Source organism: Prosthecobacter sp. SYSU 5D2 (genome assembly GCF_039655865.1).
Taxonomy (GTDB): Bacteria; Verrucomicrobiota; Verrucomicrobiia; order Verrucomicrobiales; family Verrucomicrobiaceae; genus Prosthecobacter.
In genome coordinates, this window is sequence record NZ_JBBYXL010000006.1 from 129,969 (window position 1) to 151,725 (window position 21,757).

The following is a 21,757-nucleotide window of genomic DNA, read 5'->3' on the forward strand; positions in this document are numbered from 1 at the left end:
ATGAATCCACCCCCAGAAAAGCCAAAGACTCCCCTGGGGTTGCCACGGGCTCTTTTCTGGGATTCCGCCCCTGAAAAACTCGACCTCGACAAGCACGCCACTCAAATCATCGGCCGTGTCGTCGAGCGCGGTGGCCTGGAGGGCTGGCAAAAGGTGCGGTTCCACTATGGCGATGAAAAAATCCGTCAAGTTGTTACGCGGCTGCGGACCCTTGAACCGCGAACCGTCAATTTTCTGTGCGTGATGCTAAACCTTAAAAAGGAGGACTTCCGATGCTGCACCTCGCCGCCCTTCCCCCAGACTCCCTGGATTTATTGAGGCAGCTTACCAAGCATCCTAGCTTGGCTCAGTTCAGTCTGGTCGGTGGGACTTCGCTTGCCTTGCGTTTTGGACACAGGCGCTCGGTTGATTTAGATTTTTTCACACCGGAGAGTTTTGATGTAGAAACACTCGCCTATGCCTTGCAGCAGGATGTGGAAAATTTTGAGGTCAAGGGATCCAACCAAATCGGGTTCAATGCCTTTGTGGATGATCTCAAGGTTGATTTTGTCACCTACCGTCAGCCTTTGTTGGAGCCTCCTGAAACCGTCGAAGGCATCCGCATGTTCAGCCTGCCCGACGTCATTGGCATGAAGCTTGGAGCAATCTCAAACCGGGGTGCCAAAAAAGACTTTTATGACCTCCATGCCCTGATTGAAAAACTGGGAGTGGACGCTCTGATAGAAATTTACCAACGCAAATACCCCAAACACGATCCCATGATCGTATTGCGCAGCATGATCTATTTTGATGACGCCGAGGAGGACGTTGAACCGGAGAGCCTAACCCATGTGAGCTGGGAACACATCAAAGAGGATTTAGTAAAGTCCGTTCGTGATTGCGCCGTCCTCAGAGAGCATAAGTAAGTTCATGTCCCTAGCCACTGAATATCCCACTTGCATTACCCCCGTGTCCTTTGGCGAACCCTTTTTTAACCAGCTCATCCTGCATCTTGATGGCACCCAGGCGGGGCCGATGAACATGGCGGTGGATCAGGCTTGGCTGGAGCAAAGCCAGATCCCGGTCTTGCGGGTCTATACCTGGGACCAGCCGACGGTCACACTGGGGTATGCACAGAGCCTGCCGAAGCTGCAGGATGCGCTGCCGGGCTGGCCGGTCGTGCGGCGCTGGACCGGGGGCGGCGTGGTGCTGCATCAGGGGGACTATACGTATTCGGTCATTGTTCCTCCGGCGGATCCATGGTCGGAAACAACGGCGCTGGAAAGCTATCGGCGGATTCATGGCTCCCTGGCTGACGCGCTCAGCCATAATGGACATCCGGGCTGCCGGCTGGCCATGCAGGAGGATGTCATTGAGGCCCCGTTCTGCTTTGTCGCTCCCGCTGTGCATGACGTCATCCGGGGACCGGTAAAAGTGGCGGGTGCGGGCCAGCGTCGTGGCAAGTTGGGCCTGCTGCATCAGGGCAGCGTCCAGCAGGTAATTCTGTCCCCAGATTTCTGGCCTCAGTGGGCCGCACGATTGGCCAAAGAAGTGCTCACCGTGCAAACAGCTCCCGAACCGGTGCTGGCACGTGCAGCAGAGCTTGAGCAGAACCGCTATTCCCTGCCCCAATGGCTGACCGACCGGGATGACCTCATCCCCCGGTAACGGGGTCGGACTGAATACCGAACACTGAAAACCGCATACTGGATCTCCCATGCTCCTCTTCCTCTATGGCACCCTGAAGCGCGGCGGGTCCAATCATGGATACATGAGAGGACAACGGTTTGTGGCGGAAGCGAGGACTGTTCCGAGGTATAAGCTATATGACCTCGGCGGTTATCCTGGCATGGTCTTGGCAGATACCGGCGGCCTGAGCATCACCGGAGAGATCTGGGAAGTGGATAACGACGGTCTGGCCCGGCTGGATGAGCTGGAGGACATCGAGGGCGGGGAATATAGCCGGGAGCCTGTCACTCTTTTGCCTCCTCATCAGGACCTGGAGGTTCAGGTTTACCGCTACCTCTTCCCGGTAACCGGCTGTCGGGAATTGGGTGCGACTTGGTAAAGCCGGGACCTTTTAGAACGTTAAGACAACATGGCATCCTGTGTTTCATTCGCTACACCCTTGGTCCTCCTGGCAGCCCTGCCTGCAGCCGCATCGGTGGACTTTGCCCGCGACATTCAGCCGCTCTTTGCCGAGCACTGCCTGGAATGCCATGGGCCTGACGATGCCAAGGGCGGCCTGACCCTGACTTCGCGTGAGGATGCGCTGAAGACTCTGAAAAGCGGTGCCCACGGCATCATCCCCGGCAAACCTGAGGCTAGCGAACTCATCACCCGAGTCACCAGCACCGATCCCGATGAGCAGATGCCACCGCCCAAACACCGGGCCAAGAAACCCATCACCGAGCGGGAGACGGAACTGCTGAGGCAATGGATCGCCGATGGCGCGAAGTATGAGTTGCACTGGGCCTATCAGCCGGTGGACAAGCCTGCGGTGCCAAAGGGAAAGCACCCGGTGGATGCCTTTATCCATGCTCGCCTCCAGGCTGAAGGTCTGACGCCATCGCCTGAGGCGGACCGCATCACCTTAGTCCGACGTGTTCACTACGATTTGTTAGGCCTACCGCCTTCTCCTGAGCTGGTGGATGCTTTTGTGGCGGACAAGTCTCCCCGCGCTTATGAGGTCATGCTGGACCAGGCGCTGGCCAGCCCGCATTTCGGCGAGCGCTGGGGCCGTCACTGGCTGGACATGGCACGATATGCGGACAGCGACGGTTATGAAAAAGACCGGCCCCGTCCGGATGCCTGGCGTTATCGCGACTGGGTCATCCGAGCCATCAATGAGGACCTGCCTTTTGACCAGTTCACCATCGAGCAGCTCGCTGGGGATCTTTTGCCATCCGCCACCCCTGAGCAGATCGTCGCCACGGCCTTCAACCGCCAGACCCTGACGAATACCGAAGGCGGCACGGACCAGGAGCAGTTCCGCGTTGAAGCCTGCATGGACCGCACGGAGACCGTGGGGGCTGTCTGGATGGGCCTCACGGTGGGCTGTGCGCGCTGCCATACCCACAAGTATGACCAGATCACCCATCGGGAATACTTTCAGCTTTATGCCTACTTTAACAATGGTGATGAAGTGGTCCGGCAGGCCCCGGTTTCCCCGGAGGAATGGAGCCGCTACGAGAAAGCCAACGGAGCCTCCACGCGCAAGCTCATTCCGCTGCAAAAGACCCTGGACGAAGCCAAAGCAAATCTGCCACAAGCTTTGACCAAGTGGGAGCCGGGTGTCCAGGCACGGCTGAAAAAGGCCCGTGAAGCCAAGGCGACGGCTGCGTTTTCACCTCTAAAAATCACCAAGATTACCAGCAAGGCGGGCAGCAAATTTGAGCATCTGCCAGATGACTCAGTGCTGGCATCAGGCAAGCAGGGCAAGACGGACCGTTATACCCTGGAAATGAAAACGGGAGATGCCCCGGTCTATGCGATTCAGATCGAGGTCCTAGCCGATGATTCCTTGCCGGGCAAAGGCCCTGGACGCAGTTCGAGAGGCAACTTTGTGCTCAATGAGGTGACGCTGATGGTTGCGGGCAAAAGCGTGGGATTGCATTCTCCCAAAGCGACCTTTGAGCAGTCAGGCTTCAAGGCGGCAGGTACAGTGGACGGGGATCTGGAGACAGGCTGGGCCATCAGCGGCGGTACTGGCAAGCCGCACAAGCTTACCCTGCAACTGGCAGAGCCTGCGTCTGCGAACCAGACTCTAACCCTTTTGTTAGACCAGCATTACGGAAAAAATGAGCACAGCATTGGCCGCTTCCGTGTGCGGGCCTCGAATGTGGAGACAGAAGATTCCATTGCACCATCTGCTGTGGTGAGAATCCTGGATGAAGAACCCCGCCGCAGAAATCCGGTGGTGATCCAAGCGCTCTATGACTGGCTGGAGAAAACCGATCCAAGAGTGGTCGCCGCAGCGGCAGCGCTGAAGGCTGCCCAGGACAAGCTTCCTAAACCACCCCTCATGGACGTGCGGGTGCTGGCCCAGCGCCGGGACGCACGCGAAACGCATGTTCTATACCGGGGCGACTTCCTGCAACCGACGGACAAAGTGCAGCCGGGCACCCTGGATGTGCTTCCAAAAAGGAAAGCAGAAAGCGGCACCCGGCTGGACCTGGCGCAGTGGCTGGTCAGCCGGGAGAACCCGCTGACCTCACGCGTGACGGTGAACCACATCTGGGGCAAGCTTTTCGGCGAAGGTCTGGTGAAAACCTCGGCTGACTTCGGCGTGCGCGGCGACCGCCCCACGCATCCCGAATTGCTGGACTGGCTGGCAGCGGACTTCATGGACCAGGGCTGGAGCCGGAAGAAGCTGCTGAAGACCATCATGATGAGCAGCACCTACCGCCAGCAGTCCATGGACCGGGCGGAGGCCTCCGCCAAGGACCCGAAAAACGAGCTGCTGTGGAAGCAGAACCGCCTGCGGGTGGAGGCGGAGATTGTGCGTGACCTGGGCCTGGCGGCCAGCGGCCTCCTGGCACCCAAGATCGGCGGCCCGAGCGTGTTCCCACCCATGCCTGCGGATGTCGCCGCCCTGAGTTATGCCAACAACTTCAAGTGGGCCACCAGTGCTGGCGCAGACCGTTACCGGCGGGGCATTTATACTTTCTTCAAACGCACCTCCCCCTACCCCGACCTGACCACCTTCGACTGCCCGGACTCGAATGTGGCCAATGTGAAACGCTCCATATCGAATACCCCGCTTCAGGCCCTGACCACACTGAATGCCGAGCCATATAACGAGACCGCCCAGGCCCTGGCAGCCCGTATCCTCAAAGAAGAGTACCCCACCGATACCGCCCGCATCACCCGCGCCTTCCGGCTATGCGTGAGCCGTATGCCTGAACTTAACGAACTGCAGGCCCTTCAGAAACTGCTGGATGATGCAAGATACCATTATCAGGCAGCCAGTGAGGAAGCCAAAACGGCAGTGGGTGCCTATACGGTCACGAATACTCCGGACCATGAAACCGCAGCCTGGGTGGCCACCACCCGCATCCTGCTGAACATGGATGAATTCATCACCCGTGAATGACATTCCCGGTGGCATGACGTGCTGAACCCACTTATCAACCGGGATGCTTGTAGAACGATTCAAATACACCATCTGGGCGGCGGACATGGAGCGCGCGCTGAAGTTCTATACCGACGTCTTCGGCGGCAAGCTCATCAAACAAAATCCGCATATCGGCGAGGTGGAAATCTGCGGCAGTGTCCTGTCCATCCATGGCGGTGGCGAAGGGGGGAAGACCTGGACCGGCCTGACCTTCCAGGTGCCGGATGTGATCGCAGGTGCAGCGGAGATTGTGGCCGCAGGTGGCAAGCTGAACCGCGATCCGCAGCCTGAGGATGACGAACCACCCCACTTGGCCATGTGTTCAGACACGGAAGGCAATGAGATCATGCTGACGAGGAAGCGGTAGGCTTCCACCTCATCAGGAGGGGCTATTTGCCATAGACATCCTTTTCGGAACGGAAGCCGTCTTTGATGACGGTCTCTTTCAGGTTTTCCTGGGTGACGGCGATGATGGGCAGGAAGATGGAGGGGACGGAGGTCTTGCCGTTGTCGGTTTCGTTTTTGGCGATGATGGGGCGGCGGGTGGCGAGGCGGACGGCGAGGTCGGCGGCCTGGTTGGCGAGAACAGTGAGGGGTTTGTAAACGGTCATGGTTTGGCTGCCGGTGACGATGCGCTGGCAGGCGGCGAGGTCCGCATCCTGACCCGTGACGATGACTTTGCCAACAAGGCCTTCTTCAATGAGGGCCTGGATGGCTCCGCCTGCGGTGCCGTCGTTGCTGGCGAGGATGGCATCTATTCCCTGCCCTGCCTTAGTGATGGCAGCGTTGGTAATCTTCTTGGCATTCTCAGGCTTCCAGTCCTCGGCCCAGTCTTCGAAGACGACTTCGATGCGGCCTGAGGCGATGAGGGGATTGAGGATGTTGTCCTGGCCCTGCTTGAAGAGGACGGCGTTGTTATCAGTCTTGGCACCGTAGATGCGGATGAGGCGAAGGGGACCCTGGGCAGGCAGGCGGTCGGCGATGAACTGGGCCTGAAGCTCGCCCACTTTGATGTTGTCAAAAGTAATGTAAAGGTCGGTATCGGCACCGGTGATGAGGCGGTCATAGGATAGGACGGGGATGCCTTCGGCATGAGCCATCTCCACCGCGCGGGCCATGGCCGCCCCGTTATGAGGAATGATGACGAGGGCGTCCACGCCACGGGTGATGAGACTTTCCACATCCCGAAGCTGGCGGGTGTCGTCGCTGTTGGCTGATTCCACCAGGACGGTGGCCCCGAGTTTTTTGGCCTGGGCGACAAAGAGGTCGCGGTCGCCGATCCAGCGTTCTTCTTTGAGCGTGTCCATGCTGAGTCCAATCACGGGGCCGTCGCTGCCGCCTGTAGTTCCTTTGCTGACATCCACGCCGCCCCGCGAGATGACGAGGCCTGTGGCGATACTGAGAAGGCAAGATAGAAGGACCAGGGCGATACGGACATTCATGACAGCCACGGTTTACCGAGCAGGCAGGCGGATGGCGAGTACAAATGATGAACCGCCAGTCAGGATCAGGCAGCGATGCCGAGGTGCTGGCGGATATGTTTGAGGATCCCAGCGCAGCCGTCTTCCAGAAGGTCCAGCACTTTGTCGAATCCCTCCGGGCCGCCATAGTAGGGGTCCGGCACTTCACTTTCCTCATGAAGGCTGCAGAACTCGCAAAAAAGGCGGACTTTGGCCGCGTGCAGGCTTTCCCGGTCAAAGGCGCGGAGATCCTGTTGATTGCTACGGTCCATGACGAGGATGAGGTCGTATTCTCCTAGATCGGCGTCCTGTACTTGCCGAGCGAAGCTGGTCAGCTCAAAACCACGGGCGGTGGCCGCGTTCATCATGCGCTGGTCCGCCCGCTTGCCAGTGTGCCAGCCAGCCGTGCCTGCGGAGTCTATGAACACCTGTTCTGCGAGGCCTGCCTCTGTAATGACCCGGCGCATGACCCCTTCCGCTGCCGGTGAGCGGCAGATGTTGCCGAGGCAAACAAAGAGGAGCTTGAAGACAGGCGCGGGTGACATGGCGGGGATCAGGAAAGGGCGGACAGCAGTTTGCCATGGATGCCGTCGAATCCGCCATTGCTAAAGATGACAATCACGTCACCTGGCCGGGTTTCCGCCTTGAGCCGGGCGACGATGGCGTTGGTATCCGGCTCGTGAAAGCAGGCGCGGCCGGCGGAGCTGACGCTGAGGGCGACGAACTCGGGATCCAGTCGCTCAGCGGCGGTAACTTTTTCCGGATTGGCCACGGAGGCGATGACGGATCCATCGGCTTCCTTCAGGGCCTCGATAAGCTCGTTCTGGAGGACGTTGCGGCGGCTTGTGTTGGAGCGCGGTTCAAAGACAGCCCACAGGCGCTGGCCGGGATATTTCTGGCGGAGGCCGCGCAGAGTTTCCCGCAAGGCCGTTGGATGGTGGCCGAAGTCATCCATGATGGTGATGCCCCCGGCAACACCGCGCACCTGCTGGCGGCGGCGGATGCCTTTGAAGGTCTCCAGGGCGGCACGGATTTCATCATCCGACAGTCCGGCATGACGGGCGGCGCAGATGCACATGGCGGCATTGCGCACGTTAAACTCGCCGATCATGGGGACGCTAAAGGGCACGCCATTGATCTCGAAGGCGGTGCCGTCCGGGCTGGCCCGGGTAATGAGAATGCGCTCGCTGCAGGTTTCCCCCAAACCGACGGTTTTCACCGGGGAGTAACTTTTGAGGGAGAGGCAGTTTTTGTCATCGCCATTGAGCAGCACCAGGCCATTCCGGGGTACGCTGTTGAGGAGGCGCTGGAAGGAGAGCAGGATGGCATCGAGATCGGCAAAAATGTCCGCGTGATCAAACTCGATGTTATTGACGACGACGCACTCCGGCAGGTAGTGGAGGAACTTGGAGCGTTTGTCGAAGTAGGCGGTGTCATATTCATCCCCTTCGATGACAAAGAGATCGCTATGGTTAAAGCGGGCACCGCTGGTGAAGTTTTCCGGCACACCACCGATCATGAATCCAGGCTCCCTGCCGGCATGCTCAAAGATCCAGGCGAGCATGGTGCTGGTGGTGGTCTTGCCATGGGTACCGCTGACGACGAAGCTGCGCTTGCCCTGGATGACCTCAGTTTTCAGCAGCTCAGCCATGGAGACATAGGGGAGCTTGCGCTCCAGGAGGGTTTCCAGTTCCTCATTGCCCCTGGAGATGGCATTGCCGACGACGTAAAGATCAGCGGAAGGAGGCAGGTTTTCAGCGGTGTAACCTTCCGTCAAGGTGATGCCGGCATCCCGGAGGACATCGGACATGGGGGGATAAACTTTTTCATCGGAGCCGGAGATGGTATAACCCAGGGAGCGGAGGGCCACGGCGGTGGAGCCCATGGCGGTGCCGCAGATGCCGATGAAATGAAGATGCTTGGAGACAGACATGAGGAAGGCCGCGCCGGTCCTGGAGCGGTGATCTCCCTCAAGTAGGGCAAGAAGGGGACCGGGCAAGCAGATTCAGGCGGGAAATCCCATCATCAAGAACTCCTGGATCGTCACCCCTTGGTGGTGAGACAGTCTTTAAGCACAAGGAGGAGGGATTCGGCTGTGTAAGGCTTGGAGACAAAATGCCGGACGCCCAGGCTGGTGGCTTTGGCCACAGCATCATTGGTGGAGATACCGCTGGCAGCGATGATCTTCAGTTCCGGGTTCATGTTCCTGAGCACCTTGATGGTGGCCGGGCCGTCCATGACCGGCATCATCATGTCGGTGAGGACGATGGCGATGGAATTGCGGTGCTGGGCGTAAAGGGTGACTGCCTCTGCTCCATCCGCTGCCAGGAGGGCCTTGTAACCGAAGGTCTGCAAAGTCTGCTGGGTGATTTCGCGAATGGTCTCCTCATCATCCACAACCAAAACCGTCTGGCCTGAGCCATAGGGAAGGTCTTCACTCCGGAGTTCCGTGGTGACGGGGCCGGCGGATTCCAGAGCAGGGAGGAAGATGGTAAAGCGGCTGCCGTGCCCCCGCTCGCTATCTACCTGGAAAAATCCGCCATGGCTTTTAACGATCGCCAGGGAGGTGGAAAGCCCGAGGCCGGTGCCTTTTCCAAGCTCCTTGGTGGTGAAAAAGGGATCAAAGATCTGCTCAATGATATTCTGGGGGATGCCTGTCCCGGTATCGCTGACCTGGATTTTCAAGTAGGGGCCAGGCCGCGCGTCCAGGTTCATGACGGCATAGCTTTCATCCAGTTGCTCATTGCTGGCGGAGACTACAATGCGGCCGCCCTCGGGCATGGCATCCCTGGCATTCACGCAGAGATTGAGCATGACCTGATGCAGCTGGGTGGGATCACCGGCCACAGGCCAGAGGTGCTCCTGGCATTCGGTGAAGATCTGGATGTTTTTGGGGAAGGTGTCCCGGGCGATTTTTTCAATGTCACGAATGAGGGCAATGGCATGCACATCCATCCGGCGCCCCTCCATGCCACGGGCAAAAGAGAGCACCTGGTTGACCATCTCCGCGCCCCGCTGCGCACTCTGGGAGATGGTGGCCAGGATGTCCTGGCCGGCTTTGTCCGTCACGGTCATCTTCAGGAGGTCAATCGCCATCATGATGGGCGCGAGCACGTTATTAAGGTCATGGGCGATGCCGCCGGCAAGGGTGCCGATGCTTTCCATGCGCTGGGCGCGCAAAAACTGCTGCTCGAGTTTCTTCTTTTCGGTGATGTCGGTATTGATGCAGAGTACCGACCTGGGGCTGCCATCGCTGTCGTTAACCACGGTCCACCGGCATTCGATGGTCAGAGGTTTTCCATCTTTGGAAAACTGGTCGAGTTCACCGACCCATTCCCCTTCATCAAAGAGCTGGCGGATGGCGGCATCGAAAGCGGCGCTGTCCTGATAGAAAACATCCGTGACCTTTTTCCCGAGGACCTCTTCCGCACTCCAGCCGTAAAGAAGCTCGGCACTTTTGTTCCAATAGGTGATGCAATGGTTAAGGTCGCGAACAAGAATGGCATCCTGGGCTTTGTCGAGCAGGGAGGCCTGCTCACGAAGACGCTCATCCGTCACCTGGCGCTCCAGCTCCTCGGCGACCCGTGCTGCGAAAATCTTCAGGGTGGAATGAACCAGCGAGACCTGCTCCAGAGGGCGCTTGTAAAAAACAGACATGATGCCATTGACCTTGGAGCGGGTATCCATCAGGGGAATGCCGGCATAGGCATCCATGCCCTTCTCCCTGAGCCAGGCATCCTGAGGAAACTGTGCTTGTACAGCCGTTTCAAAAACACAGGTGTAGCCCAGGCTGACGCCTTCACAAGGGGTGCCGGCCAGGACGTAGGAGAGGTTGTCCACAAACTCCCCATTGAGATACAAAGCGCGTGTCTCAATGACCCGGCGGTCTTCCGGGTGAATACGGGCGATCATTCCGCCATCCGCCCCCAGGGCCTCCACCATGTTGCGTGTCAGAGACTGAAAGAAATTTTCTTCATGGCCGGCGGAAACCGCCTGGGAGACCTTCAGCACCACATCCTGCATGCGCTGCTGCTCCTGCCGGCTGCGAAGATGGCGGATGCCAAAGGCAAGGTCTTCAGCCATTTCCTGGAGCAGCTTGATCTCGTCATCACCAACCTGCTGAACCTCGGCTGAGTAAAGGGCAAGGAGGCCAAAAGTGCGGTTTTCGTCATTCAGCGGCAGGCAGGCGACGCTGCGATACCCCCTTTCAAGAGCAGCCTGCTTCCATACAAACCCGGAGGATGCATCCATGATGTCCTCAAACAGAAAGGCCTGGCTGTGCCGGATGCATCGGGCAGCAGGCCCCTGACCGGAAGGCGCGTTCGCAGCCCAGCTTAGACGGATTTCCTGGAGGTAGCCCTCCTCATGCCCGGCAAAGGCCATGGGGCGGATGGAGAAGTCCTCGTCATGCAGCGCATACCCTACCCAGGCCAGCCTGTAGCCGCCGATTTCCACGGCCAGCCTGCATACTTCTGCAAGCAGATGTTCCTCATCCTTGGCATGGACGAGGGATTCATTGCAGGCGGACATCATTTTCAGCGCACGGTTGGTGCGGGCCAGGAGCAGGTCTGCCGTCTTGCGGTCCGTGATGTCCTGCACAGTCACCACCCAATAGAGAGGTGCCCCTTCTGTCTCACAGACGCTGACGATGTCCAATTGGGCAACAAAGCTGGAACCGTCTGCGCGGAGGATTGGCAGCTCAAGCTTGGCCTGCCCTCCTTCATCGGCCTCGGAAATAGCCAGCAAGACGTCGGGATGGTGATCTGCAGCGAAGATGGCTAGCAAAGACTGCCTGGCGATCTGCTCGGCCGGCTGGCCCAGCAGGTCGGCTAAGGCCCTGTTGCAGGCGAAGATCTGGCGGGTGGAAGGGACACAGATAAGAATGCCTTGGGCGCAATTTTCAAAAGCATCCGCCCAGCGGCGCAGCTCGCGGCCTAGACGCTGCTCATCCTCCAGCACGCTCAGGAGGGCGTTGCGTGATTTTTCGGCCAGTTCCAGAAGGTGGACAGTCTCCTGCTCGCTGCGGATGAGCTGGGCGTTCTGCTCCCTCAACTGCGCGGCGATGCGTTCTTTCTCCGCCACTTCCTTGGCAAACTGGCGTGCATGGCGGCGCAATTCCAACTGGGCCACGACATTACGGCCCAAGGCCTGAAGGGAAGCCGACTGGCTGAGAGTCAGTTCACGTGGATTGCGGTCAATCACACACAGGGTGCCCAGGGCATGGTTGTCCCGGGCGATGAGGGGAGCTCCCGCATAAAACCGGATGCCAGCACTTCCAGTAACAGACGGATTGTCTGCAAAGCGCTCATCCAGGGTGGCATCCGGCACGATGGTGACATTGTCTTTCGTGAGGATGGCATGGGCACAAAAGGCGACGTCCCGGGGCGTCTCTTTCATTTCCATCCCGATGCCTGCCTTGAACCACTGGCGGTCTTCATCAATAAAGCTGATGGCGGCAAGGGGGGCCTGGCAGATGTGGGCGGCAAGCGCGAGGAGCTCGTCAAAGGCCGGTTCAGGGAGGGTGTCCAGTATTTCGTACTCGCGGAGCACGGCGAGCCGTTGCTCTTCATCTTCAGGGATAGGGGCTTTCATGGTCATGCCTGGCTGGGGTAGCGGACTGGCTCCTCCAGACGCAGCAGCAGTTCGTTAACCTCGCCTTTGAGCTGTTGCACGCGGTCTTCGCGGTTAAGCATCGCATTTTGCCAGCGCAAAAGTTCATTGAGCTGCTCCCGGATGCGCACTTCCGAGCGGCAGCGTTCGATCGCCACACCCACCAGCTTGGCCGCAGATTCCACCCAGCGCAGCTCATCGGTGGTGGGAGCGCGGGGAGTGCGGTAATAAACCGCCATGGTGCCGACCACCTCCCGGCCGGATGAAAACACAGGCACTGACCAGCAGGCACCAAGGCCATGCTGAAGAAGAAGCGGCCGGACGGAGGCCCAGTTGGGATGCTGGGTGATGTCCTCAATGATGACGGACTGCTTCAGTGCAGCGGCACGTCCGCATGAACCGATCTCAGCGCCGACCGGCAGGGGCGTGATCTGACGGGTGAACTCCTCAGGCAGACTGGGGGAAGCTCCGGAAATGAGATGCGTGCCGGCCTCGTTGGTGAGGAAGATGGAACATAGGGCGCTGTTCTGGCTGAGCTTTTCAATCCTGTGCACAATGTGGTTAAGAATCGGCGTGAGCGCGGAGCCGTTCAGAATCATTTCCAGCACCTCAGAGTGGCTGGCCGCAATGGCCTCAAGGAGGCGGTTGTAACGGCGGGCGGAGGCGGCACCCAGCTCGCTGTCCACAGCGGGTCCCAGGCGGGTCAGATTCTGTTTAAGGATGTAGTCCTGTGCACCGTGCTTGAGGGAGGCCACGGCCACATCTTCCCCCACCGTGCCAGAGACGATGATGACCGGGATGTCCTCCCCGTGCCGGCTGACGATGGCCAGGGCAGCGAGGGCATCAAAGCTGGGCATCACATAATCACATAAGATGATATCCCAACTATGGCTGGCCAGAGCCTGCTCCAAAGCCTGCGGAGTCATGACCTGGTGGATGGTGCAGGCATACCCGTGCCGCTGCAGACAGCGCAGAATGAGCTGGGCGTCATCATCCGAGTCTTCAACGAGCAGGATACGCAGAGGTTTCATGGCTTTACGGGTGGTCCTTCATTGAGCAGCAGCCAGTACAGGCCAAGCTGACGGGTGGCTTCGACAAACTGGGCAAAGTCAACCGGCTTGCGGACGTAGCTGTTGCAGCCGAGGGAGTAGCTCTCCAGCAGATCCCCTTCCTCACGGGAGGAGGTGAGGACCACCACCGGGAGAATGCGGGTGCGCTCATCAGCGCGGATACGCTTGAGCACTTCCAGCCCGTCCATGCGGGGCAATTTCAGATCCAAAAGGATGATGGCAGGCAGCACCCGCCGCTGGGAGCAGGATTCAGGGCCGTCTCCGAATAAAAATTCGATGGCTTCCACGCCATCACGGGCCACGACGACTTCGTTGAGAATGTTGTTCTTCTTCAAAGCCATGAGCGTCAGCTCTTCGTCGTCAGGGTTATCCTCGACCAGCAAGATGACTTTGGAGTTCATAGGTGGATTCTGAAATTTGGTAAGTTTTATACAACGAAATAAAAGGACGAGCCTTTATTTAATTCGGCCTCTGCCCAAACCTTGCCGCCATGGCGCCGGACCACACGCTGGACGGTGGCCAGCCCGATGCCGGTCCCGGGGAATTCCACCATGGAATGCAGGCGCTGAAAAGCCCCGAAAAGCTTCGATGCATAGCGCATGTCAAATCCAACGCCATTGTCCCGGACATAGCAAACTTTGGCGTCGTCCGCCGTGCTGGTGAGTCCCACTTCAATGCGGGCGGAGGGATTTTTGGAAGTGAACTTCCAGGCGTTTTCGAGAAGGTTTTCCAGGAGGATGCGCAAAAGGGCTGCATCAGCGTGAACGATGATGTCCGGGGTGATGTCACACTCCACCTGGCGCTGGGGTTCACGCTGACGGAGTTGCGCCAGGACGGACTCCGCCTGGTGGCTGACATTGACGGCTTCCACATGCATTTCAGCCCGGGTCAGCCGGGAAAGCTTCAGAAGGTCATCAATCAGGTAGCCCATGCGTTCGGCCGCGCGGCGAACGCGGGAGAGGTAGCCCTGAGAGGTGGCATCCAGCGTGCGGCCTGCATGTTCTTCCAGGGCCTGAGTGAAGCCGGCGATTCCGCGCAGCGGAGCCCGCAGGTCATGGGAGACGGAATAGCTGAAGGCTTCCAGTTCCTGGTTGGAGGCATCCAGCTGGGTGGCACGCTCATTCAGGGCGGCATTGAGCAGGCGGATCTCCTCCTGCGCTTTTCTCTGCTCCGTCACATCCCGCGCGGTCGCATAGATGAGACCTTCTTCCGGAAGGCTTTGGGCTTTCCACCACAGCCATTTCCATGTGCCGTCCTGACACAGCAGCCGGTTTTCAAAGTGATCCGGAAACTGGCCGCAGTCGAGGTTTTCCATCTCGGCCAGGGTGCGGTCGCGATCCTCAGGATGCAAAAGATCAAAGAAGGGACGTTCCAGCAGTTCCTCTGTTGTATATCCGAGACAGGTGGAAAAAGCAGGACTGATGCGTTTGAAAGAACCGTCCTTGCCTGCGATGCAGAGCATGTCCAGGGACAGGGTAAAAAACCGTTCCAGATCTTCCTCCACATGCAAACGGGCCTGGTCGGCACGATGCAGGATGCGCGCACTCCACCAAATTAACAAACTGACCATCAGAATCGCCACGACTGTGTACATCGTCGTGCCCATATCGGCGGCAAACATCCCCCGGCGCTCCCCCTCCAGGCGCAGCCAGCCTAACAACATTAAGCATGGAAGCATGACCGGAAACAGGTGCCTCACCAGCGCACCGCCCGGACTGTCACTCAAAATGAAGGAGGCCCATCCCTGGTCCCGGCGTGCAAAGAGCAGTCCGGCGGCCATCAGGTGGAAAACGGCAGCGGTGTGGAGAGCCATGGGAATAAAGCTCTCCACCCCATAAAGCCAGGTGACCTGGTAAGCATAACCCAGCAGCGCCAGCAGGGAAACCAGGCCAATTAGAAGGGCACAATATTCAGCCGGCCTCCTGCCCCGCGAAGTGGTGCGCTGCATCAGTAGCAGGCCGCTGCCAAGAAGGACAAAACCCAGTGCGGCATTGGGGGCCATGCGGTTGGGGAAAGGTGACGGTTCATCGTCCAGACTGGCCGCAAACAACCACTGGTCCGGCCCCTGGTCAGTCCCCAAAATGTACCCAAACAGGCGCAGCGCACCCAGCAGCAATACAAGCAATGCCAGCCCCTGGGCCACCCTCTGTGACTTTAGCGATTGTTCCCGCACCAAAAGCCATAGAGACAACCCTGCCAGCATGAACGCGATGGCCGTGGCCGGATTCATCGAAACCATCCCCGGCAGGATGCGCTTGAGCACTTCAATGTCAAAAGTCCAGCCGGTCAAAACCAGGAGAGCGCTGGCCACAGCCACGAAACTGGCACCGGGGGAGACCCAGCAGGACAGAGTACGAAATGACCAGGGAACCAGTTTCGACATCGGCAGATGAGAGCAGGGACGTGACCAAAGCATTAAAGACCGGGGGAAATACCGTCCTAATGCACTGGCCATCTATTGAAATCAGCGGATTTCCGATGGCAGATGTCTGCTCACGGAATTCCTTTGTCTAATAACGAAAGAATCCCCCGCATAACAATCCTAATCTCAATGAAGTGCAGAATGATGAAGGAAGACAGCACGGTGCTGCCTGCTGCTTCCCTCCTTTCTGCCTGACGGAATGTCGTCGCCTCAGCTCAATCCGTACTGCCCATGGGAATGGGACAGGAGGGCCCGGTTAGCCACGGCCAGGAGATCATTCATCCCAAAAGGTTTCGGCAGGTAATTATTGCCAATTTCCAGCTCGGCAAACTGGTGTACGGCCCGGTGACCGCTGGTATAGATGACGGGCACGGAACCGTCCTGTTCCTGAATGGCATGCCCCAGGGTCACTCCGTTTGCCCCGCCGGGCATGTTGATATCCGTGATGAGCAGCTTGATGGTACTGCGGTGCTGGCACCACTGCTGCCAGGCTTCATCGGCACTTTTGGCGATGAGCACCCGGTGCTTTTTGGTGGCCAGCACCTGGCTCATGATCATGCAGATGGTATCGTCATCATCCACGACCAGGACGGTGGAGGGCTGAACCTCCATAGATTCACTTCGAACTGTGATTTGATGGGAAGAAGCTGTTTCCTCCGGTATCTTGGACGAATCTCGAGCCAGGGGGAAAAGCATCTGATAGGTGCGGATCATCCCTGGGAGAAGGGTCACATTAAAAGCACCGCCGGCTGCCTGGATGGTGTGCTGAATCCAGGTCAGGCGGTCATCGGCAGCACGCTGCACGGAGCTGGGCAGGGTCACCACCACGCGCTGAGGATCCGCCTCGTCAGTCGGATTGGGATCCTCCATGGTCAGCATGACATAGTCACCATGGGCGGCATCCGGGAACAGGCGTGCGTATTTACTGCCGGTTTCATGGCTGATGCGGTTGGTGGTAATCTGCAAAGTGCCGCCTTCTGACATGGCATTGCGGGCATGAATGGCCACATTGATGATCAGCTGGCTGATGGTGGCAGGATCTGCCCAGACTGATGGAAGTTCCGGAGAGTGATTGACCTCTACACGAATGTGATCCCCCAGTGTTTTGCTGAGCAGCATCACTTCTTCATCCACGGCGCTGTTCAGATTGACGGCTTCCGGATTGCTTTCCTCGTCTGGAGTGAATGAGACGAGCTTGCGTGACAGGGTGGCGGCACTGCGTGCCGTTTCCATGACCTGGTTAAGCAGCTTCATCACTGCTGGCATGCTGGCCGCCTGCTGCATCGCCAGGTCCATCTGGCTCTGGATGACGGTCAGTACATTATTGAATTCATGAGCGATGCCTGCGGCAAGGCTCCCCACGACCTCCAGATGCATGGCAGGGGCAGATCCTTCGGCAGCGATTAAATTCCCACGTATTCCAGTTTCGCCCTCATCCGTGCCCTGGCGCGAGTTTTCAGCCTCTCCCTGCCGCTGGCGCAGATCCCACAGGGCAAGCATCATTTTTAATGCCTGATAAATCTGGGCAATGGAGCCTGGCATCTGGACAAAGGTCATCCGCGAGCTGTGGGTGATGAGGTCCAGCATCGGCTGGGACAGGGCCGCGCCATCTGAAAGGAGAATGATGACCCCCAGGGCAGGTTCCGCATAATAAAGGGCATTCAGAATCTGCTCAGCCTTGGTTTCTGTGCCGGGCTGCACATCCACTATGACCGTGGCAAAAGGCCATTCGGACTGGCGGCTGCGCATGACCAGATCCACCAAATTATAATCCAGCGGGTGGAAGAGCATCCGCTGCTTCGGGCGGAACAAACCGCCGCTCTCAGAATTCCCATCCGGATAAGAGATTTGCTGGAGAGGCTCAAGAAGACGCGCGGTATCCTCCGTGGCAGAGGCAATGAGGACTTGAAATTTTCCAGCTCCTTTGGTGGATGTCGAAGAGAGTTGCATGGGGAAAGGTAATTCTAAATTACTCAACACAATAGAATTACCATAATTACAATCAACACGTATTATCGGAATCATGAAGGTCAACTAAGCCCACATAACGCCCGATTAAAAGCCCACTGCAGTTAGGTCTAAAGCTTAAATCTGACTAAAGCGGTTCAACTTGGAAGATGTGCAAACTGGCTCCATCCGGAGAGAGGGAAACAAAATTAGCAGCTCCACTCCATTCATAAACCCCCCCGTGCATGAGGTCGCGGACGCGGTACGTCTGGTCGTGGCCGAGCCCCAGTGCACCCAGGTCCAGATAGACCATGCCGGAAATGGGATCGTAGCCGTTCAGGCTAACGATGCAGAGGATGCGGTTGCTGAAATCCGGGGTGCATTTGCTGTAGCAGAGCATCTGGTCATGATCCGCGCCGTGAAAGACGAGGTTGTCGTAAAGATGCATGGCCGGATTGTCCCGGCGGATGGAATTGAGGCGGGCGATGAAGCCTTTGATGTTCCCGGGGGCATTGTAATCCCGCTGGCTGAGCTGAAATTTTTCAGAATCGAGGTATTCCTCTTTGCCTGGGAGGGGCTTGTTTTCACAAAGCTCGTATCCGGCATACATGCCCCAGGTGCTGGAGAGGGTGGCGGCCAGGGCGGCGCGCAGGCGGAACATGCTGGCGGGGGCGTTTTGCAGGTAATAGGGATGGATGTCAGGCGTATTCGGCCAGAAATTTCCCCGGTAGTACCAGCGCATCTCCCCCTGCATGAGCTCGCGGGCGTATTCGGTTAGGCCGGCCTTGTCCTCGCGCCAGGTGAAGTAGGTATAGCTTTGGGTGAAGCCTATTTTGCCAAGCACCTGCATCATCTTGGGTTTGGTGAAGGCCTCGGCCAGGAAGATGACCTCGGGATGCTTGCGATGAACGGTGCTGATGAGCTCCTCCCAGAAGGAGACGGGCTTGGTGTGGGGATTGTCCACCCGGAAGATTTTCACGCCTTTGCTGACCCAGAAAAGCACGACGTCAATGAGCTCGCGCCAGAGGTTTTTCCAATCGGCGCAGTGGAAATTGATGGGGTAGATGTCCTGGTACTTTTTGGGCGGGTTTTCCGCATAGCGGATGCTGCCGTCGGGACGTTGATAGAACCAATCTGGATGATCTTTGACGTATGGATGGTCCGGGGAGCAGTTGATGGCGAAGTCGAGGGCAATTTCCAGGCCGCGCTTGCTGGCTTCTTCCACGAGCCAGACGAAATCCTCCATGGTGCCAAGTTGCGGCTCGATGTCCCGATGCCCGCCGGCCGGTCCGCCGATGGCCCAGGGGCTGCCGACATCGCCTTCATAGGCTGTCAGGGTGTTGTTTTTTCCCTTTCGGGCGGTGATGCCGATGGGGTGGATGGGCGGGAAGTAGATGGTATCGAAACCCATGGCGCGGGCATCGTCCAGACGTGGCAAGCAGTCACGGAATGTGCTGTGCCTGTCCATCCGGCCTTCGGCACTGCGCGGGAAAAACTCATACCAGGCGGAGAAGCGCGCACGCTCACGCTCTGCGATGACGCGCATGGGCGTGGAGGTGGTGGAGAGGCTACGGTCTGGGAAACGGTCCATCAGGGCCTGGAGATCATCGGAAAGCAGGACATCCATAATCTCCTGGGGGGGAAGCTGGGACAGGAGTTCGGCGACATCCTCAAGCTGAGTGGCAGCGGCTTCCACCCCGGCGGTGCGGGCACGGGCGGCGGCTTCGGTGAGCAGGCGGGCTCCATCTAGAGCTTCTACCGGCACGTCAGGATCCTGGGCCTGGACGCGGATGGCGAAGGTCTTTTTCCAGCCGCGAAAAGTGTCTGACCAGGCCTCCACGGCATATTCCCAGCGGCCCATCGTGTTAAAGATACACTGCCCCTGCCAGCGGTCGTTTTCCAAGGGGCGCATGGGGCTTTCATACCAGCGACGGCTGCCGGCCTGACGCCATTTCACCACGGCGGACATGACCACATGGCCGTCCATGAAGATGTCGCACCAGAGGTCCAGGGGCTCACCGACCACCCGCTTGATGGGATGCCGCCCGCCTTCGATGCAGGGGTAGAAATTCTCGATGACGACGGTGGGGGCGTGGGCGGCAGAGGCGGACATGAGTGGGCGTGAACATGACAAGGAAGCTCCCATATGCAAACGGGGGCTGGCATTGCATTCTGCGTCAAGGAGGCTGCAAGAGGCTCAGCAGCTCCGTCAGGGCCTGGCCGCGGGTGAGAGATTTGTCCGTCGAATCAGATGAGGCTTTCAATTTGTATTCTTTGAGGAGGCGCGTCCAGGACTCACGAGTGACTGCGGGGGAATCAACCGCATCGGCCTCGACCACGGCTTGGGCGGTTTTTTCTGCATTCAGGTCGCCATCAGTTAGCGCACGCAACCAGGCTTGGGCGGTATCGGTTTTCAATGGCTGGTCCAGGCGGGCATCGTAATCGTGGAAGAAGCCTTTCGTGGAAAAGATCTGGGCAGCGGTGATGGCGGGATCGTCTTTGGAAATGTCCACGTCGTTGAAGAAGGTGATCATGGAATGCGCACTGGCCAGGGTGCGGATGAGAAGGCCAGTATCCAGCGCGGCGGGGGTGGTCTGGATTTTCTTGGCCAGGGCACAGGCATAGCCGGCTGACTCACCGACCTGCATCCAGGTGGGCTCCAGGCGGATCGCCCCCCAGGCCACATGGGTGCTGCTGAGGCAGACGGGAACGATGAGATTGTCCACATCAGGGGAGAACAGGGAGCGGTAAGGTATTTGAGCGGGAAAGGTTTCGGCGTGGAGCATCATTTTGCCCTCATCCAGGCTGCCCTGGACTTTGCCCCAGGTGCAGGCATGGGCATCCATGTACCAGTCGGCAAAGGCGATGCTGTCAGGCTGGATGGGTGTGCGAATGATGCCGGGAGCCAGGGAAAAATCATGCTGGGTCATGATGTGACGGCCGGTGAGGCGGCGGGCTTCGCGCACATAGAACTCATGCGGCCGGTGGCCGTTGTCCTGAAATTCGTCTTTGGCCAGGCCATAAGCACTAAAGAAACGGCGGCGCTCCTCTGGCACGGCGGGATCGTTTTGCAGATAATAAAGCAGGCCCATGGTGGCCTGCCAGTGCTGGTCCATGACCTTGAGGCGGGTTTCCCAGTCTCCTTCCACATAGGCCTGGTGTGGGCCGACAAGCTGCGGACGGTTCCACCCAATCTTTTGGTTAGGTAAAGGGGAGACGATGGAGCCGAATTCCAACGTGCTCAAATAAGCAGGATCATAAGCCGCCGGTTTCTCCACCGGCAGGCGGTTGGCAGGGTCCGAGGTGAGCAGGGTACGGTAATTGAAGGCCTGGACATTTAGGTCCCCTTCCCCGGTGCTTTCCGGCTGCACGATCTCCTGGAAACCGGGGAATTTGCGCAGGTTTAGCCGGTCATGCAGTTCTGCCATCCCGGCAGCTTGGGGCGTGGGCGCAGTCTTGACGGCGCGCATGTAGATCTTGCCGGCATGGGGTTCATTGAATTCGCCACGGGCTTCGCGGCCCACGCGATAGGCCACCCTGGCGAGCGGGAGAAGGTCGCCTTCATAAGTGCAGTCGGCAAAAGCGGCTGCATGGATGATGCGAGTCCTGTCCCCGTGAAACTCCTTCAAAGTGATGGAGCGCAGCAGGCGGCCATCGCGGGCGAGTGCGATGGGCACGTAGCCTTTCAGCAGCGTGATGTTGTCTTCCTTCTCCACGAAAGCCGTCAGAAATTTCTCGGCAATGCGCGGTTCAAAACGTCCATTGGTATGCCCGCTTTTACCGGGCAGGGCGGCTTTGTGCTGCGGGGAGCCTTCGCCATAAGTGGTGCGATAATGTTCGATGATGTCGTGGCGGACCTCATCATAAATGGGTGAGCGCCGCCCTTCATAAAGCGTGTCCCAAACTCCCAGGCCATTGGAGACAATTCCGCCCAGATGCTGGGATCGGTTCACCAGCAGAACGCTCAGGCCTTCACGGGCAGCCCGCACAGCAGTGGCAATGCCGCCTGGTGTGGCCTCGATGACGACCAGATCGTAAGCGGACGGCTCCGGCTCTGCCGAGCGGACAGGCTGACTGGCAAGGAACAGGACAATGCAGAGTGACAACAGGCTAACAAACTTTGCAGTATTAATACGAAAGGCAGATGTCATAA

Annotated in this window: 16 protein-coding genes; 6 read left to right on the forward strand and 10 right to left on the reverse strand. The window is 58.5% G+C overall.

The genetic code is table 11. The features are described from left to right. The 6 genes from WJU23_RS11520 to WJU23_RS11545 are packed head-to-tail and all read left to right on the forward strand — an operon-like array spanning position 1 to position 5,462. A complete protein-coding gene (locus tag WJU23_RS11520; protein WP_346332717.1) occupies positions 1 to 318 on the forward strand; it encodes a hypothetical protein in 318 nt (105 codons plus the stop codon). Continuing rightward, positions 273 to 905, forward strand: a complete 633-nt coding sequence (locus WJU23_RS11525; protein WP_346332718.1) for a nucleotidyl transferase AbiEii/AbiGii toxin family protein — start codon at positions 273 to 275, stop codon at positions 903 to 905. The genes WJU23_RS11520 and WJU23_RS11525 overlap by 46 nt, the downstream gene beginning before the upstream one ends. Before the next feature lie 4 nt (positions 906 to 909). After that, entirely contained in the window at positions 910 to 1,647 is a 738-nt protein-coding gene (locus WJU23_RS11530) for a hypothetical protein (RefSeq protein ID WP_346332719.1), read from the forward strand. A gap of 49 nt (positions 1,648 to 1,696) precedes the next feature. After that, entirely contained in the window at positions 1,697 to 2,047 is a 351-nt protein-coding gene (locus WJU23_RS11535; RefSeq protein ID WP_346332720.1) for a gamma-glutamylcyclotransferase family protein, read from the forward strand. Positions 2,048 to 2,107: 60 nt separating this feature from the next. Beyond that, a complete protein-coding gene (locus tag WJU23_RS11540; protein ID WP_346332721.1) occupies positions 2,108 to 5,074 on the forward strand; it encodes a PSD1 and planctomycete cytochrome C domain-containing protein in 2,967 nt (988 codons plus the stop codon). A gap of 43 nt (positions 5,075 to 5,117) precedes the next feature. Further along, positions 5,118 to 5,462 carry a VOC family protein gene (locus tag WJU23_RS11545; protein ID WP_346332722.1) on the forward strand — a complete coding sequence of 115 codons (345 nt, stop codon included), beginning with the start codon at positions 5,118 to 5,120 and terminating at the stop codon, positions 5,460 to 5,462. 22 nt (positions 5,463 to 5,484) lie between these two features. Here WJU23_RS11545 and WJU23_RS11550 read toward each other — a convergent pair whose 3' ends face one another. From WJU23_RS11550 to WJU23_RS11595, 10 genes are all read right to left on the reverse strand, one after another. Continuing rightward, positions 5,485 to 6,537: a substrate-binding domain-containing protein gene (locus tag WJU23_RS11550; protein ID WP_346332723.1), complete on the reverse strand. Its 1,053-nt coding sequence runs from the start codon at positions 6,535 to 6,537 to the stop codon at positions 5,485 to 5,487. Between the two features lie 65 nt (positions 6,538 to 6,602). Next, positions 6,603 to 7,100 (reverse strand): low molecular weight protein-tyrosine-phosphatase, encoded by a 498-nt coding sequence (locus tag WJU23_RS11555; protein WP_346332724.1) that lies wholly within the window; start codon positions 7,098 to 7,100, stop codon positions 6,603 to 6,605. 8 nt (positions 7,101 to 7,108) lie between these two features. Continuing rightward, on the reverse strand, positions 7,109 to 8,488 hold the full coding sequence (gene mpl / locus WJU23_RS11560) for a UDP-N-acetylmuramate:L-alanyl-gamma-D-glutamyl-meso-diaminopimelate ligase (protein ID WP_346332725.1): 1,380 nt from the start codon (positions 8,486 to 8,488) through the stop codon (positions 7,109 to 7,111). A gap of 110 nt (positions 8,489 to 8,598) precedes the next feature. After that, the gene (locus tag WJU23_RS11565; protein WP_346332726.1) at positions 8,599 to 12,147 is read right to left on the reverse strand and encodes a PAS domain S-box protein; all 3,549 of its coding nucleotides are present in this window, start codon (positions 12,145 to 12,147) and stop codon (positions 8,599 to 8,601) included. A gap of 2 nt (positions 12,148 to 12,149) precedes the next feature. Then, positions 12,150 to 13,196, reverse strand: coding sequence for a GAF domain-containing protein (locus WJU23_RS11570; protein ID WP_346332727.1), 1,047 nt, complete (start codon positions 13,194 to 13,196; stop codon positions 12,150 to 12,152). Continuing rightward, entirely contained in the window at positions 13,193 to 13,636 is a 444-nt protein-coding gene (locus WJU23_RS11575) for a response regulator (RefSeq protein WP_346332728.1), read from the reverse strand. Before WJU23_RS11575 ends, WJU23_RS11570 begins: the two co-directional genes overlap by 4 nt. A 26-nt stretch (positions 13,637 to 13,662) precedes the next feature. Beyond that, entirely contained in the window at positions 13,663 to 15,618 is a 1,956-nt protein-coding gene (locus WJU23_RS11580; protein ID WP_346332729.1) for an ATP-binding protein, read from the reverse strand. Positions 15,619 to 15,867: 249 nt separating this feature from the next. Continuing rightward, on the reverse strand, positions 15,868 to 17,607 hold the full coding sequence (locus tag WJU23_RS11585) for a response regulator (RefSeq protein WP_346332730.1): 1,740 nt from the start codon (positions 17,605 to 17,607) through the stop codon (positions 15,868 to 15,870). A 145-nt stretch (positions 17,608 to 17,752) separates the two neighbouring features. After that, a complete protein-coding gene (locus WJU23_RS11590; RefSeq protein ID WP_346332731.1) occupies positions 17,753 to 19,717 on the reverse strand; it encodes an alpha-1,4-glucan--maltose-1-phosphate maltosyltransferase in 1,965 nt (654 codons plus the stop codon). A 64-nt stretch (positions 19,718 to 19,781) separates the two neighbouring features. Next, positions 19,782 to 21,755, reverse strand: coding sequence for an FAD-dependent oxidoreductase (locus tag WJU23_RS11595; RefSeq protein WP_346332732.1), 1,974 nt, complete (start codon positions 21,753 to 21,755; stop codon positions 19,782 to 19,784). Positions 21,756 to 21,757: the final 2 nt, after the last annotated feature.